Below are 13,903 nucleotides of genomic sequence, written 5' to 3'. Positions count from 1 at the left end.
TCGGGCTTCACTTCAGCCCGAGGAGCATGTCAAAACCCGGTGCATTCGGCCGTACGAGAGTTCCCCCGCCGCCCGCGACGACCTCTTCGCCGTGCATCTCGAGGACTCGTCCGTGCTCGGCGCGCTGTACCTGGACGCGGAGTCGGAGGACGGCTATCACCGTGACCAGAACGTCTTCGGGCCCGGCGTGAGCATCGAGGACGACATGGCGGTCCTGGTGCGGTACGCGACCGGCGCGACACTGACGTATCACCTGACGGCTTACTCGCCCTGGGAGGGATACCGGATCGCCTTCAACGGCAGCGAAGGGCGGCTGGAGCTGCTGGTCGAGGAGTCGACGTGGACCCGCCCCCTGGTCCCGGGGGCCACCTCCGGTCCCGTGCCGCACGGCACGGAGGTGGCCGACACCGCCGGCCGTACCGAGCTGACGCTGCGCCGCTTCTGGGAGAAGCCGCGCGAGATCGAGGTCGCCACCGGCGAGGGCGGACACGGGGGCGGCGACGCACGCATGCTCGAGGACATCTTCGGCACCCGGGTGCCCGACCCGCTGCACCGCGCGGCGGGCGCCGTCGACGGCGCCAGCTCCCTGGTCACGGGCCTGGCCGCGAACCGCTCCTTCGAGACGGGCCTGCCGGTGCGGACGCGGGATCTGCTGGAGGTCTGAGAGGGCGATGTCGATGCCGGCCGCGAGGCTCGGCATCAACACGAGGGTGCCGGTGTTCGTGTACCACCTGCCGAAACGGCGGTACACAAGAGGCCGAGCACCGGCCTACCGCACCGGCAGTACGGCGCTCTCCGCCGCCTCCGTCTCCGACGCCTCTGCCTCCGCCGACTGGTCGCCGGACCGCTGGGCGAACTGGGTCCGGTACAGCTGTGCGTACCGCCCGTCCAGGGCCAGCAGTTCGTCGTGCGTGCCGCGTTCCAGGATCCGGCCCGCTTCCACCACGAGGATCAGGTCGGCCGCGCGGACCGTGGACAGCCGGTGGGCGATCACGACGGCGGTGCGGTCCGCCAGGGCTTCCGCCAGAGCTTCCTGGACCGCCGCCTCCGAGGTGTTGTCCAGGTGGGCCGTCGCCTCGTCGAGGACGACGACACGCTGGCGGGCCAGCAGCAGCCGGGCGATGGTCATGCGCTGGCGTTCGCCGCCGGAGAGCCGGTAGCCGCGCTCGCCGACCACCGTGTCGAGGCCGTCGGGCAGGTCGCGGACCAGTTCGTCGAGGCGGGCGCGGGTGAGGGCGGCCCACAGTTCGTCGTCCGTCGCCGTGGGGCGGGCCAGCAGCAGGTTGGCGCGCACGGTGTCGTGGAAGAGGTGGCCGTCCTGGGTGACCATGCCGAGGGTGGCGCGCAGGGAGGCGGCGCTCAGGTCGCGGACGTCGACGCCGCCGATGCGTACGGCGCCCTCGTCGGTGTCGTACAGGCGGGGCAGGAGTTGTCCGATGGTCGACTTTCCGGCGCCGGAGGAGCCGACCAGGGCGATCGTCTGACCGGGTTCGGCGCGGAAGCTGACTCCGTGCAGGACTTCCGTGCCGCCTCGGGTGTCCAGGGCGGCCACCTCCTCCAGGGAGGCGAGGGAGACGCGGTCGGCGGCGGGGTAGGCGAAGCGGACGTTGTCGAACTCCACGGCGACCGGGCCCTCGGGGGCCTCGCGGGCGTCCGGCTTCTCCTCGATGAGGGGCTTCAGGTCGAGCACCTCGAAGACGCGCTCGAAGCTCACGAGGGCGCTCATGACTTCGACGCGCGCCCCTGCGAGCGACGTGAGCGGCGCGTACAGGCGGGTCAGGAGCAGGGCGAGCGCGACGACCGCGCCCGGTTCCAGGCTGCCGCGCAGCGCGAACCAGCCGCCGAGCCCGTACACGAGGGCGAGCGCGAGGGCCGACACCAGGGTGAGGGCGGTGATGAAGACCGACTGCGCGAGTGCCGTCCGTACGCCGATGTCCCGGACCCGGCGGGCGCGGGCCGCGAACTGGACGGACTCCTCGTCGGGCCGCCCGAAGAGCTTGACGAGGGTGGCGCCGGGGGCCGAGAAACGCTCGGTCATCCGGGTGCCCATCGACGCGTTGAGGTCGGCGGCCTCGCGCTGGAGTCTGGCCATGCGGCTGCCCATCCGCCGCGCCGGGAGGACGAACACCGGCAGCAGCACCAGGGCGAGCAGGGTGATCTGCCAGGACAGAGAGAGCATCACGACGAGGGTGAGCACCAGAGTGACCAGGTTGCTCACCACGCCGGACAGGGTGTTGCTGAACGCGCGCTGTGCGCCGATGACGTCGTTGTTGAGGCGGGAGACCAGGGCTCCCGTACGGGTACGGGTGAAGAAGGCGACGGGCATGCGCTGCACATGGTCGAAGACAGCCGTCCGCAGATCGAGGATGAGTCCTTCCCCGAGTGTCGACGAGAGCCAGCGGCCGGCGATCCCGAGGCCTGCCTCGGCGACCGCGATGACCGCGATGAGCAGGGCGAGCCGGACGACCGTGCTCTCGTCGCCGCCCGAGACGATCGCGTCGACGACGCGGCCCGCGAGGACGGGCGTCGCGACGGCGAGCAGTGCGGTGAGCACGCTCAGCACGACGAATCGGATGATGCGGCGGCGGTGCGGGCGCGCGAACTCCGCGATACGGCGCAGGGTGGCCCGATCGAAGGGGCGCCGCTCCTGCTGTGCGTTCATGACGCTGTGCAGCTGCATCCAGGCTGTGGTCTCCATACTCATGACACCGACCGTACGACCTCAAGCGACCTTGAGGTCAAGGACGGGAATCACGGGTGGCTCCACAGCCCCCTCGTGCCGTTGCCCGGCCCGTCGGCCATTGCCCGGCTCGTCGGCCGGTGGCCGTGCGCCCGCAACCCGGTGTTGGTGTGGCGTGGAGAACCTCTCCGGTTGTGACAGCGCTTCTCCTTTCCCCGGCCCGGCGCCGACGTGTCCCGGTGCGGCAGGTCCTGTGCCTGCTCCCGCTCCTCCTGGTCGCCGTGGTCGCGGTGCGCCACCGGCAGGTGCTCGCCGAGGGTTTCGGCCATCTCGCGTCGGCCAGGTGGCCCTGGTTGCTGGCCGCGGCCGGGGCGACCTGTCTGACCTGGGTGGCCGCCGCCGTCAGCAGGCAGGGGGCGGTCGTCGAGCGGTTGCCCGGGCTGCGGCTGCTCGCCACCCAGTTCGCGGCGGGCTCGGCCAACCATCTGCTGCCGACGGGGCTCGGCGCGGGCGCGGTCAATCTGCGCTTTCTGACGGTGTGCGGTCTGCCGCCGGTCCGCTCCTCGGCCGCTCTCATCCTGTACATGCTCGCGGAGGCCGTCGGCAGGCTGGGTCTGCTGGCGGCGCTGCTGATCGCGTTCCCGCATGCCCTGCGGCTGGGAAGCGTTGTTCCCGCCACGGCGCTCGGCCCGCTGGTCATCGGCGTGTGCGCGGTGCTGTCGGCGGCGACGGTCGCTCTGGTATGCGTACGGCGGCTGCGTACGGCCGTTCTCTCCTTCCTGCGCACGGCGCTCGGGGAGGCCCGGTCGGTGCACACGCGGCCGGCCCGGGCGCTGGCGTTGTGGGGCGGTTCGCTGGCGTTCCCGGCGCTGCAGGCCGCGGGGCTGGTCGCGGTGGGAACGGCGCTGGGTCTGCCGGTGCCGCCCTGGCACATGGCGCTCGCGTATCTCGCGGCGACGGTCGCCGTCGCGCTGATCCCGACGCCCGGCGGTATCGGTTCCGTGGAGGCGGCGCTGATCGTGGCCCTGGTGGCGGTGGGCGGGCCGGTGGCGGTCGCCACGGCGGTGGTGCTCGCGTTCCGGATCATCACCGTGTGGGTGCCGCTGCTGCCGGGGGCGTTGACGCTGGGGGCGCTGGTGCGGCTCAAGGTGATCTGAGGGCCGCCCCGAGGTGGCACCCCCTCGACCGTTTGTGAAAATCGTTTCCAATAAGCTAGCGTGCGGACGCATGTCCACCACTTCCAGTGACCCCCGCCTGCCCGTGACCGTGCTCTCCGGTTTTCTCGGCGCCGGAAAGACGACGCTGCTCAACCACGTCCTCGGCAACCGTCAGGGCCTCAGGGTCGCGGTCATCGTGAACGACATGAGCGAGATCAACATCGACGCGTCCCTCGTCCGGGACGGCGACGCCCTCTCCCGTACCGAGGAGCGGCTGGTGGAGATGACCAACGGCTGCATCTGCTGCACGCTCCGCGACGACCTCCTCGAGGAGGTCGAGAAGCTGGCCCGCGCGGGCCGCTTCGACTATCTGCTCATCGAGTCGTCCGGCATCTCGGAACCCATGCCGGTCGCGGCCACCTTCGCCTTCGCCCGCGACGACGGCGCGAGCCTGCTCGACATCTCCCGCCTCGACACCATGGTGACCGTCGTGGACGCTGTGAACTTCCTGCCCGAGCTGGACCGGGGCGACGATCTGCTGGAGCGCGGCATCACCCCGGTCGAGGGCGACGAACGCACGGTGAGCGATCTCCTCATCGACCAGATCGAGTTCGCCGACGTCATCCTCCTCAACAAGACGGACCTGGTCCCCGAGGAGGCCGCCGACCGCCTGGAGGCGACCCTGCGGCGCCTCAACCCGGCCGCCCGGGTGCGCCGTACGGTCCGGGGCGTGATCGACCCCGCCGAACTCCTCGGTACAGGCCTGTTCGATCTGGAGAAGGCCGAGCAAGCCCCCGGCTGGGTGGCCGAGTTGAACGGCGACCATGTGCCGGAGACGGAGGAGTACGGAATCTCCTCGCTCGTGCTGCGCGACCCGCGCCCCTTCCACCCCGGGCGCCTCTGGGACCTGCTCACCGGCCCGCTCGACGCCGGTGATTACGGCCAAGTGCTGCGCTCCAAGGGCTTCTTCACCCTCGCCTCGCGCCCCGGCACGACGGGCCTGTGGTCCCAGGCGGGCTCCGTGGCACGCTTCGAGCCGATCGCCACAGGAGATACGGGCGATGCCGCTGACGTCCAATCCCCCCTACAGGGACAGGAGTTGGTGTTCATCGGTATCGGTCTGCGCCGTCAGTCGCTGCGCCTCGCACTGTCCCGCTGCCTGTTGACGGAAGAGGAACTGGCCGCGTACGCAGCCGACTTGGCGCACACGGCGTACGAGGACCCCTTCCCCGCATGGGAGGTGCACCCGGCGGACGTCTGTGACGCGCTCCCCGTCTGAGCTGCTCAATGGCGGGTTTGCCACTGCTCGGTGCCGAGCGGCCGGCCGGATACGGCAGGATGAGTGGTCGCCGGACTCCGTACAGACGTCCGGACATTGATCGCGCATTTCAAGGCTTGACGAACATTCGAACAGGTGGCAAGTGACGAGACTTCACATCCGGCCGTCGGTGGCGCGGGGCGCCGCGGAACCACTCCTCGGAGGTGACCGGTGAAGCGAGAACTCACCGTGGACGATCTGGTCGTGGCGGGCATCGCCCTGGCCGTGGGCCTGCTGGCGGCCGTCCTGCTGCGCATGCTGATGCGCTGGCTGGGCAGGCACGCGGACCGCACCCGCTGGAGCGGGGACGACGTCATCGTGGACGCGCTGCGTACGGTGGTGCCGTGGTCGGCGTTCACCGCGGGCGCGGCGGCCGCCGCGGCCGCGCTGCCGCTGACCAGGACGGTCGGGCACAACGTCAACCAGACGCTGACCGTGCTGCTGATCGCGGTCACGACGCTGACGACCGCGAGAGTGGTCAGCACGCTGGTGCGTACGGTCACCCAGTCCCGGTCGGCGGTCGCCGGATCGGCGACGATCTTCGTCAACATCATCAGGGTCGTCATCGTGGCCCTGGGCTTCCTGGTCGTCCTGCAGACCCTGGGCGTCTCCATAGCGCCGATGCTCACCGCCCTGGGAGTCGGCGGTCTGGCCGTCGCGCTCGCCCTCCAGGACACCCTCGCCAACCTCTTCGCGGGCATCCACATCCTCGCCTCGAAGACCGTCCAGCCCGGCGACTACATCAGGCTGAGCAGCGGTGAGGAGGGGTATGTCGAGGACATCAACTGGCGGCAGACGACGGTCCGCGCCCTGTCCAACAACCTGGTCGTCATCCCCAACGGGGAGCTCGCCAAGTCGAACATGACCAACTTCATGCGCCCCGAGCAGCAGTTGACGATCCTGGTCCAGGTCGGGGTGGCGTACGACAGCGACCTGGAGCACGTCGAGCGGGTGACCATCGAGGTCGTCGCCGAGGTGATGACCGAGATCACCGGCGCGGTTCCGGACCACGAGCCGCTCGTCCGGTTCCACACCTTCGGTGACTCCCGGATCGGGTTCACCGTCATCCTCGGCGTCGGCGAGTTCAGCGACCAGTTCCGGATCAAGCACGAGTTCATCAAGCGCCTGCACAGGCGCTACCGCGCGGAGGGCATCCGGATCCCGGCGCCCACCCGCACGGTGGCGCTGCAGCAGGGCGCGGTGGTGATCCCGCAGCAGCGCGGCGCCGAGGTCGAGCCGGGCGAGATGACCTCGGCCCGGCTCGACTGAGGGTGTGTCAGAGGGTCGCCGAGTTGTCGTGGTGGCCGGCGGCCGTGCGGTTCTTCGGCGCGACCAGTGACGTGGGCACCGGGGTGACGGTCCAGTCCGGGTGACCCGGCATCCGCGGTGTCGTCGTCCCGTACAGCCAGTCCCGCAGGAAGCCGGAGAGGTCCTGGCCGGCGATCTCGGAGGCGACCGAGATGTAGTTCTCGGTCGTCGCCGAGGCGTTGCGGTAGCGGTCGAGGAAGGTGCGCTCGATCGCGTTGAACGTGGTCTCGCCGACCAGCTCGCGCAGCGCGTAGAGGACGAGGACGCCGCCCAGATAGCGCTGGCTGTCGAAGAGGTTGGCCTCGTTGGGCGCCGCCACCGGCCCCGAGGTGCGGCGCCACTGGTCGCCGCGCGCGTACGTGTTCTTCATACGCGCTTCCATCGTGGTCAGGCCGAGGGAGTCGGTCCAGCCGCGCTCGTAGCGGTAGAGCAGCCCGTAGAAGTCGGCGTGGCCCTCGTTGAGCCACAGGTCGGCCCAGGTGCCGGGGCTGACGCTGTTGCCGAAGTAGGAGTGGACCAGCTCGTGCATCATGTGCGAGCCGATGAACTTCTCCTCCTGGAGAAGGTAGTTCGGCTTGTACAGGGTGAGGGTCTGCGTCTCCAGGCCCGTGAAGTCGAAGGCGGCCGGGTCGTCGGAGTTGCACGGCAGCAGGCCGTACGTCTCGAACGGGAAGGCGCCGAGCCGCTGCTCGAGCCATGTCACCAGGCCCGGGGTGAGCGCCAGCGCCGGTTCGAGAGCCGCGGCGCGCGCGACCGGGACGACGTCCCGCAGCGGCAGCCCGTGCGGGCCCTGCCGGTCCTTGATCACGTAGTCGCCGACGGTGATCTGGACGAGCTCGGTGGCGATCGGCGAGCGCGAGCGGTAGCTGTACGCGGTCCGGTCGCCGGACAGGCTCTCCGTGCGGACGAGCGTGCCGCCGGCGACACCGCGCAGGGTGTTCGGCACGGTGATCCGGAACGTGAAGTCGGCCTTGTCGACCGGGTGGTCGTTGCACGGGAAGACGGTGTGCGCGGAGTTGGGCTGCGGGCACACCGCGAAGCCGTCGGGGGTGGGCACCCAGGCGGTGTGGGTGAGGGCGCGGCGCGGGTCGGCGCCGTACTCGACACAGATCGTCGTCCAGATGTCCGCCCGCAGCGTACGGGCGGGCGTGATCCGCAGCTTCTCGTCGACCAGCTCGAACGTGGCCGCGCGGTTGGCGACGCGGACGGCGCGGATGTCCAGCCCGAGCGAGTCGAGGGAGAGCCGGCTGAGGTCCTGGGTGGTGCGGATGCGCAGGGTCGCCTCGCCGTCGACCAGCTTCGTCGTGGCGTCGTAGGCGAGGTCGAGGTGGTAGGAGGCGACGCGGTAGCCGTCGTTGCCCAGGCTCGGGTAGACGGGGTCTCCGAGGGTCTCGGCACCCGGCTCGGCGGCGTCCTTCCCCGTGGCGGTGGCAGTGCCGGCCGTCCCCCCGGACGCCGCGTGGGCCGAGGGGGCCAGGGTGGTGGCCGCGGCCGTGCCGAGGAGGGCTGCCGCAGGGGCCGTCAGTCGGGTGCGATATCTCATGGTTCGCTTTCGCAGGGGCGCCGGGGGGTCAGGTCCGCCGCCGATCCGGTGTTGGTCTACCCCCTAGACCGCGAGATCGGCGCGATCGGTTGCATCGGTCCGGACAGAATTCGATCGAGTTCCGTACGGGTGTGTGTCGAGTTCCGTACGGACCCCTGTCGAGTGAGACCCGATCACGAGATATCTTGATGTCGAGCAATGTTGCAGACGTGGAGCGGAGCACCCGGTGACTGACTCGACCATCATTTACACGCACACTGACGAGGCGCCCGCCCTGGCGACCCACTCGTTCCTGCCCGTCATCCAGGCGTACGCCTCGCAGGCCGGGGTGAACGTCGAGACCCGGGACATCTCGCTGGCCGGCCGCATCATCGCCGTCTTCCCCGAGTTCCTGGAGGAGGGCCAGCGCATCGCGGACGCCCTGTCCGAGCTGGGCGAGCTGGCGAAGACGCCCGAGGCGAACATCATCAAGCTGCCCAACGTGTCGGCCTCGATCCCGCAGCTCAAGGCCGCGATCGCCGAGCTGCAGGGCCAGGGCTACGCGCTGCCGGACTACCCGGACGACCCGAAGTCGGACGAGGAGCGCGACATCCGCGCCCGCTACGACAAGATCAAGGGTTCCGCCGTGAACCCGGTGCTGCGCGAGGGCAACTCCGACCGCCGCGCCCCCGCCTCGGTGAAGAACTACGCCAAGACCCACCCGCACCGCATGGGCGCCTGGACCCCCGAGTCCAAGACCAACGTGGCGACGATGGGCGAGAACGACTTCCGCTCCACCGAGAAGTCCGCGGTGATCTCCGAGGCCGGTTCGCTGCGCATCGAGCTGGTGGGCGAGGACGGTTCGACCACCGTCCTGCGCGAGTCCGTACCCGTCCTCGCGGACGAGGTCGTCGACGCCTCCGTCCTGCACGTCGCCGCGCTGCGCGAGTTCCTCACCGCGCAGATCGCCCGCGCCAAGGCGGAGGGCGTGCTGTTCTCCGTGCACCTCAAGGCCACGATGATGAAGGTCTCCGACCCGATCATCTTCGGCCACGTCGTGCGCGCGTTCTTCCCGAAGACGTTCGCCCAGTACGGCGAGACGCTCGCCGCGGCCGGTCTGTCCCCGAACGACGGTCTCGGCGGCATCTACAAGGGCCTCGAGTCGCTGCCCGAGGGCGCCGCGATCAAGGCGTCCTTCGACGCCGAGCTGGCCGAGGGCCCGGCGCTGGCCATGGTCGACTCCGACAAGGGCATCACCAACCTGCACGTGCCGTCCGACGTCATCGTCGACGCCTCGATGCCGGCCATGATCCGCACCTCCGGCCACATGTGGGGCCCGGACGGCCAGGAGGCCGACACCCTCGCGGTCCTGCCGGACTCCTCCTACGCCGGCGTCTACCAGGTCGCGATCGACGACTGCCGCGCCAACGGCGCCTACGACCCGTCGACCATGGGCTCGGTCCCGAACGTCGGTCTGATGGCGCAGAAGGCCGAGGAGTACGGCAGCCACGACAAGACCTTCGAGATCCCGGCCGCCGGTACGGTCCGCCTCGTCGACCAGGCCGGCAACGTGGTCATCGAGCAGCCCGTCGCCGCCGGTGACATCTTCCGCGCCTGCCAGACCAAGGACGCCCCGATCAAGGACTGGGTGAAGCTGGCCATCACCCGCGCCCGCGCCACCGGCGACCCGGCGGTGTTCTGGCTGGACGAGACCCGCGCCCACGACGCCAACCTGATCGCCAAGGTCAACGCGTACCTGCCGGAGCACGACACCGAGGGTCTGGACATCCGCGTCCTGACGCCGGTCGAGGCCACCAAGCTGTCGGTGGAGCGCATCCGGCGCGGCGAGAACACGATCTCCGTCACCGGCAACGTGCTGCGCGACTACCTGACCGACCTGTTCCCGATCCTGGAACTGGGCACCAGTGCCAAGATGCTGTCAGTCGTCCCGCTGATGGCGGGCGGCGGCCTGTTCGAGACGGGCGCCGGCGGTTCCGCGCCGAAGCACGTCCAGCAGCTCGTCAAGGAGAACTACCTGCGCTGGGACAGCCTGGGTGAGTTCTTCGCGCTGGCGGCCAGTTTCGAGCACCTCGCCACGACCACGGGCAACGCGCGTGCGCAGGTCCTCGCGGACACGCTGGACCGTGCGACGGCGACCTTCCTCAACGAGGACAAGTCGCCGACCCGCCGTGTCGGCGGCATCGACAACCGGGGCAGCCACTTCTTCCTGTCCCTGTACTGGGCGCAGGAGCTGGCGGCGCAGAGCGATGACGCGGAGCTTGCGAAGTCGTTCGCCTCGTTCGCGTCGGCGCTCACCGCCAACGCGGACGCGATTGTCGCTGAGCTGATCGCCGTTCAGGGCGAGGCGGCCGACATCGGTGGGTACTACCAGCCGGACGTGGAGAAGGCGAAGACGGTCATGCGTCCGTCGGCTACCTGGAACTCGACGTTGGCAACCCTGGGCTAGGACTGTTGGTCGGCTGCCGGCCGGTGGGGGCTTGTCGCGCAGTTCCCCGCGCCCTTTAAGGGGCGCGCCGATCGGCCCCCGGGACCCTTGTCCCGGGGGCCGATCGTCATGAGCGGCCGACGTCCCTGACCCTTGCCAGTACCTCGCGGATCATGTCCGCGCTGATCGTGAAGTGGTCCCGGGCGATCTTCTCGGCTTGGTCCGGGTCGCCGGAGGCGATTGCCTCGTAGAGGGCCTTGTGGTCCTCGCCGCCGCGATGGAAGTGGGTGCGTTCGCCCTTGCCCCAGGGTTCGACCGGGAAGCCCAGGCTGGCGCGGGCCAGCAGGTCGCGGCTGAGCATGGCGATCTGCGGGTTGTGCGTGGCGTCGCAGACCGCGCGGTGGAAGGCGCTGTCGGCGGCGTGTTCCTGGCGTGGGTCGCTCGCGGACAGGTAGGCCGTCAGGGCCTCGCGCATGGGTACGAGGTCCTCGGGGCGCCGGCGACGGGCCGCCGTCGCCGCCACCATCCCCTCCACCAGGCCGCGCAGGTCGAAGAGTTGCTCGTACTCGGCCCAGCGCGGCACCAGGGTGCGCCGGACAGCGGCGCCCGAGGACTCGGTCCAGCTGTCGCGCACAAAGGCACCGCCGTTGCGGCCCCGGCGGATCTCGATGACACCCACGGCCTGGAGCCGGCCGATCGCCTCGCGCACCGTGGGCCTGCTCACCCCCAGCAGGGTGATCAGTTCGCGTTCGACCGGCAGCCGCTCCCCCGGCAGGAAGTCGCCCACGGCGATCGCGGTGAGCAGCCGGTCGGAGACCTCGTCGACCGCCGAGGCCACGCGCACCGGGCGCAGCTCGGGCGAGGGTGCGCCGCCTCCGGACAGGGCACGGTCGAGCACCCGCGTGAACTCGTCCCCGGCGCCCGGTCTCTCCGGCGGCTCGGGTGGTTGTGGTGACTCCGGTGCGACGGTCAGCGGTCCTCCCCGGTCGGTCGCGGATTCCGGGCGCGTGAACGCGCAGTTACTTCTGCCGGGCCACCGCTAAAAGGTCTTAAAAGGTCTTGTGGACTGAGCATTTACCCAAACAGTATGTCAGCCATCCACAGACACCCAAGCGATTCGAGACATGGACTGGCTTGAATCCGCCTGCCCCCGGAGGCTCTCCAGTGGCGATTCCCGAACCGAACCACACCGGGACCATCGACTTCAACGGCTGGTCCACCTGGTACCGGATCACCGGCGAACCCGGCAGGACACCGCTGGTGGTCCTGCACGGCGGCCCCGGCGCCGGGCACGACTACACACTGCGCATCGCCGGCATCGCCCGGCAGGGCCGCCCGGTCGTGCACTACGACCAGCTCGGCATCGGACGGTCCACCCATCTGCCCGACAAGGGCGCCGACTTCTGGACCGTCCAGCTCTTCCTCGACGAACTCGACAACCTGCTGCGGAAGTTGAACCTCGCCGACGGCTACCACCTGCTCGGCCAGTCGTGGGGCGGCATGCTCGCCGCCGAGCACGCGGTGCGCCGCCCGTCCGGACTTCGCGGTCTGGTCATCGCCAACTCCCCCGCCTCCATGGAACTCTGGCTCGCGGGCGCCGCCGAACTCCGCTCCGCGCTGCCACCCGAGGTGCAGAAGACCCTGGCCGCCCACGAGGCGGCCGGGACCACCGACCACCCGGACTACCACGCCGCCGAGCAGGTCTTCTACGAGCGCCATGTGTGCCGTACGGTCCCCGTGCCCCCCGAGGTCCAGGCGACCTGGGACAACATCGCGGCCGACCCGACCGTGTACCACACGATGAACGGGCCGAACGAGTTCCATGTCGTCGGCACCATGAAGGACTGGTCGGTCGTCGACCGGCTGCATCTGATCGACGTGCCGACCCTGCTGGTGTCAGGCCGCCACGACGAGGCGACGCCCGACACACTCCGGCCCTTCGCCGACCTCGTCCCCGATGTGCGCTGGCACATGTTCGAGCACTCCAGCCATATGCCGCACGTCGAGGAGGAGGAGCTCTACCTCCAGGTCGTCGGCGACTTCCTCGACTCCACCGACTGAGTCCCCGCTCCCCCCCTCTGATCACCGGTAACACCCGCTGCACCGACGGGAGTTACCCGATGTCCCGGATCACCAGACGCACCACGTTCGCCGCCGTGACCGCCACCCTCGCCCTCACCGCGACCGCCTGTTCGTCGTCCGACGGCGGCGGCACGTCGAACCCGACCTCCACCACCACCGGTGGCGCCCAGTCGACCGCGTTCCAGCCCGCGCACAAGGGCGGCACGCTGAAGCTGGTCGCCCACGCCGCCGCCGGAAGCTTCGACCCGCAGGTCAACTACACGCTCCAGTACTGGCAGTTGTACCAGTCGATGTACGACGGCCTGCTCGCGTTCAAGAAGACCGGCGGGCAGGAGTCGTTCACCGTCGTCCCGGATCTGGCGGCGGCCATGCCGGTCGTCAGCAACGGCGGGAAGACCTACACCTTCACCCTCCGCAAGGGCATCAGGTTCTCCACCGGGAAACCGGTGACCACCGACGACGTGGTGGCGTCCTTCCAGCGGATCTTCAAGGTGTCCAGCCCGACCGCCGGCACCTTCTACAACGGGGTCGTCGGCGCGGATGCCTGTCTCAAGACCCCGGCGTCCTGCACCCTCGCCAAGGGCGTCGTCGGCGACACGGCGGCCGGCACGGTCACCGTCAACCTGACCGCGCCGGACCCGGAGTTCCCGTACAAGCTGGCCGTTCCGCACGCGAGCATCCTGCCGAAGGACTCGCCGGCCAAGGACGCGGGCACCAAGCCCCTGCCGACGACCGGCCCGTACATGGCGGCCTCCTACGACCCGAACCGGGCGCTGAAGCTGGTGCGCAACCCGTACTTCAAGGAGTGGTCCCGCGAGGCCCAGCCGCAGGCCTACGCCGACGACGTCGACTACACCTTCGGGCAGACCGTCGAGTCCGAGGTGACCGCCGTGCAGAACGGGCAGGCGGACTGGATGTTCGACCCGCCGCCCGCCGACCGGCTGGGCGAGATCGGCACGACGTACGCCTCCCAGGCACACGTCAATCCGCTGACCGCGTTCTGGTACGTCACGCTGAACGTCAACTCGGCCCCGTTCAACAACAAGTTGGCGCGCCAGGCCATCAACTGGGCGGTCGACCGGAACGCGGTGGTCGGGCTGTACGGCGGCAAGAACCTCGCCTCACCCGCGTGCACGATCCTGCCGCCCGGCTTCCCGGGGCACGTCGACAGGTGCCAGTACACCAAGGGCGGCGGGAACAGCTGGTCGGCGCGTTGCCCGGCGCGGCACGACCGGTGCGACGAACGCCCGGTCCTCACCGGCGAGTCGGGGCACCGGGACGCCTGCTGGCTGCCGCCCGGGGAGCGGGCATCGGCCCGTACGGCGCACTCGACACCGGACAGAAAGGCGGCACCGTGACCACGGCCCCCCAGAACACAACCGGCGGCGCC

At 70.1% G+C, this 13,903-nt stretch carries 10 protein-coding genes; 7 read left to right on the top strand and 3 right to left on the bottom strand.

Annotation, left to right across the window (positions count from 1 at the left end; translation table 11 throughout):
• Nucleotides 1-91: 91 nt before the first annotated feature.
• Complete coding sequence (locus PV396_RS07845; RefSeq protein ID WP_416071354.1) at nucleotides 92-664, top strand: Gfo/Idh/MocA family oxidoreductase; 573 nt, start codon at nucleotides 92-94, stop codon at nucleotides 662-664.
• A 105-nt stretch (nucleotides 665-769) separates the two neighbouring features.
• On the opposite strand, the gene PV396_RS07840 is transcribed toward PV396_RS07845, so the two are convergent.
• Nucleotides 770-2,698 carry an ABC transporter ATP-binding protein gene (locus tag PV396_RS07840; protein WP_319202308.1) on the bottom strand — a complete coding sequence of 643 codons (1,929 nt, stop codon included), beginning with the start codon at nucleotides 2,696-2,698 and terminating at the stop codon, nucleotides 770-772.
• A gap of 176 nt (nucleotides 2,699-2,874) precedes the next feature.
• On the opposite strand from PV396_RS07840, the gene PV396_RS07835 reads away from it, so the two are divergent.
• From PV396_RS07835 to PV396_RS07825, 3 genes are all read left to right on the top strand, one after another.
• Nucleotides 2,875-3,837 carry a lysylphosphatidylglycerol synthase transmembrane domain-containing protein gene (locus PV396_RS07835; protein ID WP_319201784.1) on the top strand — a complete coding sequence of 321 codons (963 nt, stop codon included), beginning with the start codon at nucleotides 2,875-2,877 and terminating at the stop codon, nucleotides 3,835-3,837.
• Between the two features lie 70 nt (nucleotides 3,838-3,907).
• Nucleotides 3,908-5,116: a GTP-binding protein gene (locus PV396_RS07830; RefSeq protein ID WP_319201782.1), complete on the top strand. Its 1,209-nt coding sequence runs from the start codon at nucleotides 3,908-3,910 to the stop codon at nucleotides 5,114-5,116.
• 210 nt (nucleotides 5,117-5,326) lie between these two features.
• On the top strand, nucleotides 5,327-6,424 hold the full coding sequence (locus tag PV396_RS07825) for a mechanosensitive ion channel family protein (RefSeq protein WP_319201780.1): 1,098 nt from the start codon (nucleotides 5,327-5,329) through the stop codon (nucleotides 6,422-6,424).
• Between the two features lie 7 nt (nucleotides 6,425-6,431).
• On the opposite strand, the gene PV396_RS07820 is transcribed toward PV396_RS07825, so the two are convergent.
• Nucleotides 6,432-8,006, bottom strand: a complete 1,575-nt coding sequence (locus PV396_RS07820) for a M1 family metallopeptidase (protein WP_319201778.1) — start codon at nucleotides 8,004-8,006, stop codon at nucleotides 6,432-6,434.
• A 226-nt stretch (nucleotides 8,007-8,232) separates the two neighbouring features.
• Here PV396_RS07820 and PV396_RS07815 point away from each other — a divergent pair, with 226 nt between their 5' ends.
• Nucleotides 8,233-10,452: an NADP-dependent isocitrate dehydrogenase gene (locus tag PV396_RS07815; protein WP_319201776.1), complete on the top strand. Its 2,220-nt coding sequence runs from the start codon at nucleotides 8,233-8,235 to the stop codon at nucleotides 10,450-10,452.
• 106 nt (nucleotides 10,453-10,558) lie between these two features.
• Here PV396_RS07815 and PV396_RS07810 read toward each other — a convergent pair whose 3' ends face one another.
• Nucleotides 10,559-11,329, bottom strand: a complete 771-nt coding sequence (locus PV396_RS07810; RefSeq protein WP_319201774.1) for a FadR/GntR family transcriptional regulator — start codon at nucleotides 11,327-11,329, stop codon at nucleotides 10,559-10,561.
• 266 nt (nucleotides 11,330-11,595) lie between these two features.
• On the opposite strand from PV396_RS07810, the gene PV396_RS07805 reads away from it, so the two are divergent.
• Nucleotides 11,596-12,492, top strand: coding sequence for a proline iminopeptidase-family hydrolase (locus tag PV396_RS07805; protein WP_319201772.1), 897 nt, complete (start codon nucleotides 11,596-11,598; stop codon nucleotides 12,490-12,492).
• Between the two features lie 59 nt (nucleotides 12,493-12,551).
• On the top strand, nucleotides 12,552-13,871 hold the full coding sequence (locus PV396_RS07800) for an ABC transporter substrate-binding protein (protein ID WP_319201770.1): 1,320 nt from the start codon (nucleotides 12,552-12,554) through the stop codon (nucleotides 13,869-13,871).
• Nucleotides 13,872-13,903 lie beyond the last annotated feature (32 nt).

It is taken from the genome of Streptomyces sp. ME02-8801-2C, from assembly GCF_033793965.1.
Classification (GTDB): domain Bacteria; phylum Actinomycetota; class Actinomycetes; order Streptomycetales; family Streptomycetaceae; genus Streptomyces.
This window is presented reverse-complemented; position numbering and strand designations above follow the sequence as displayed.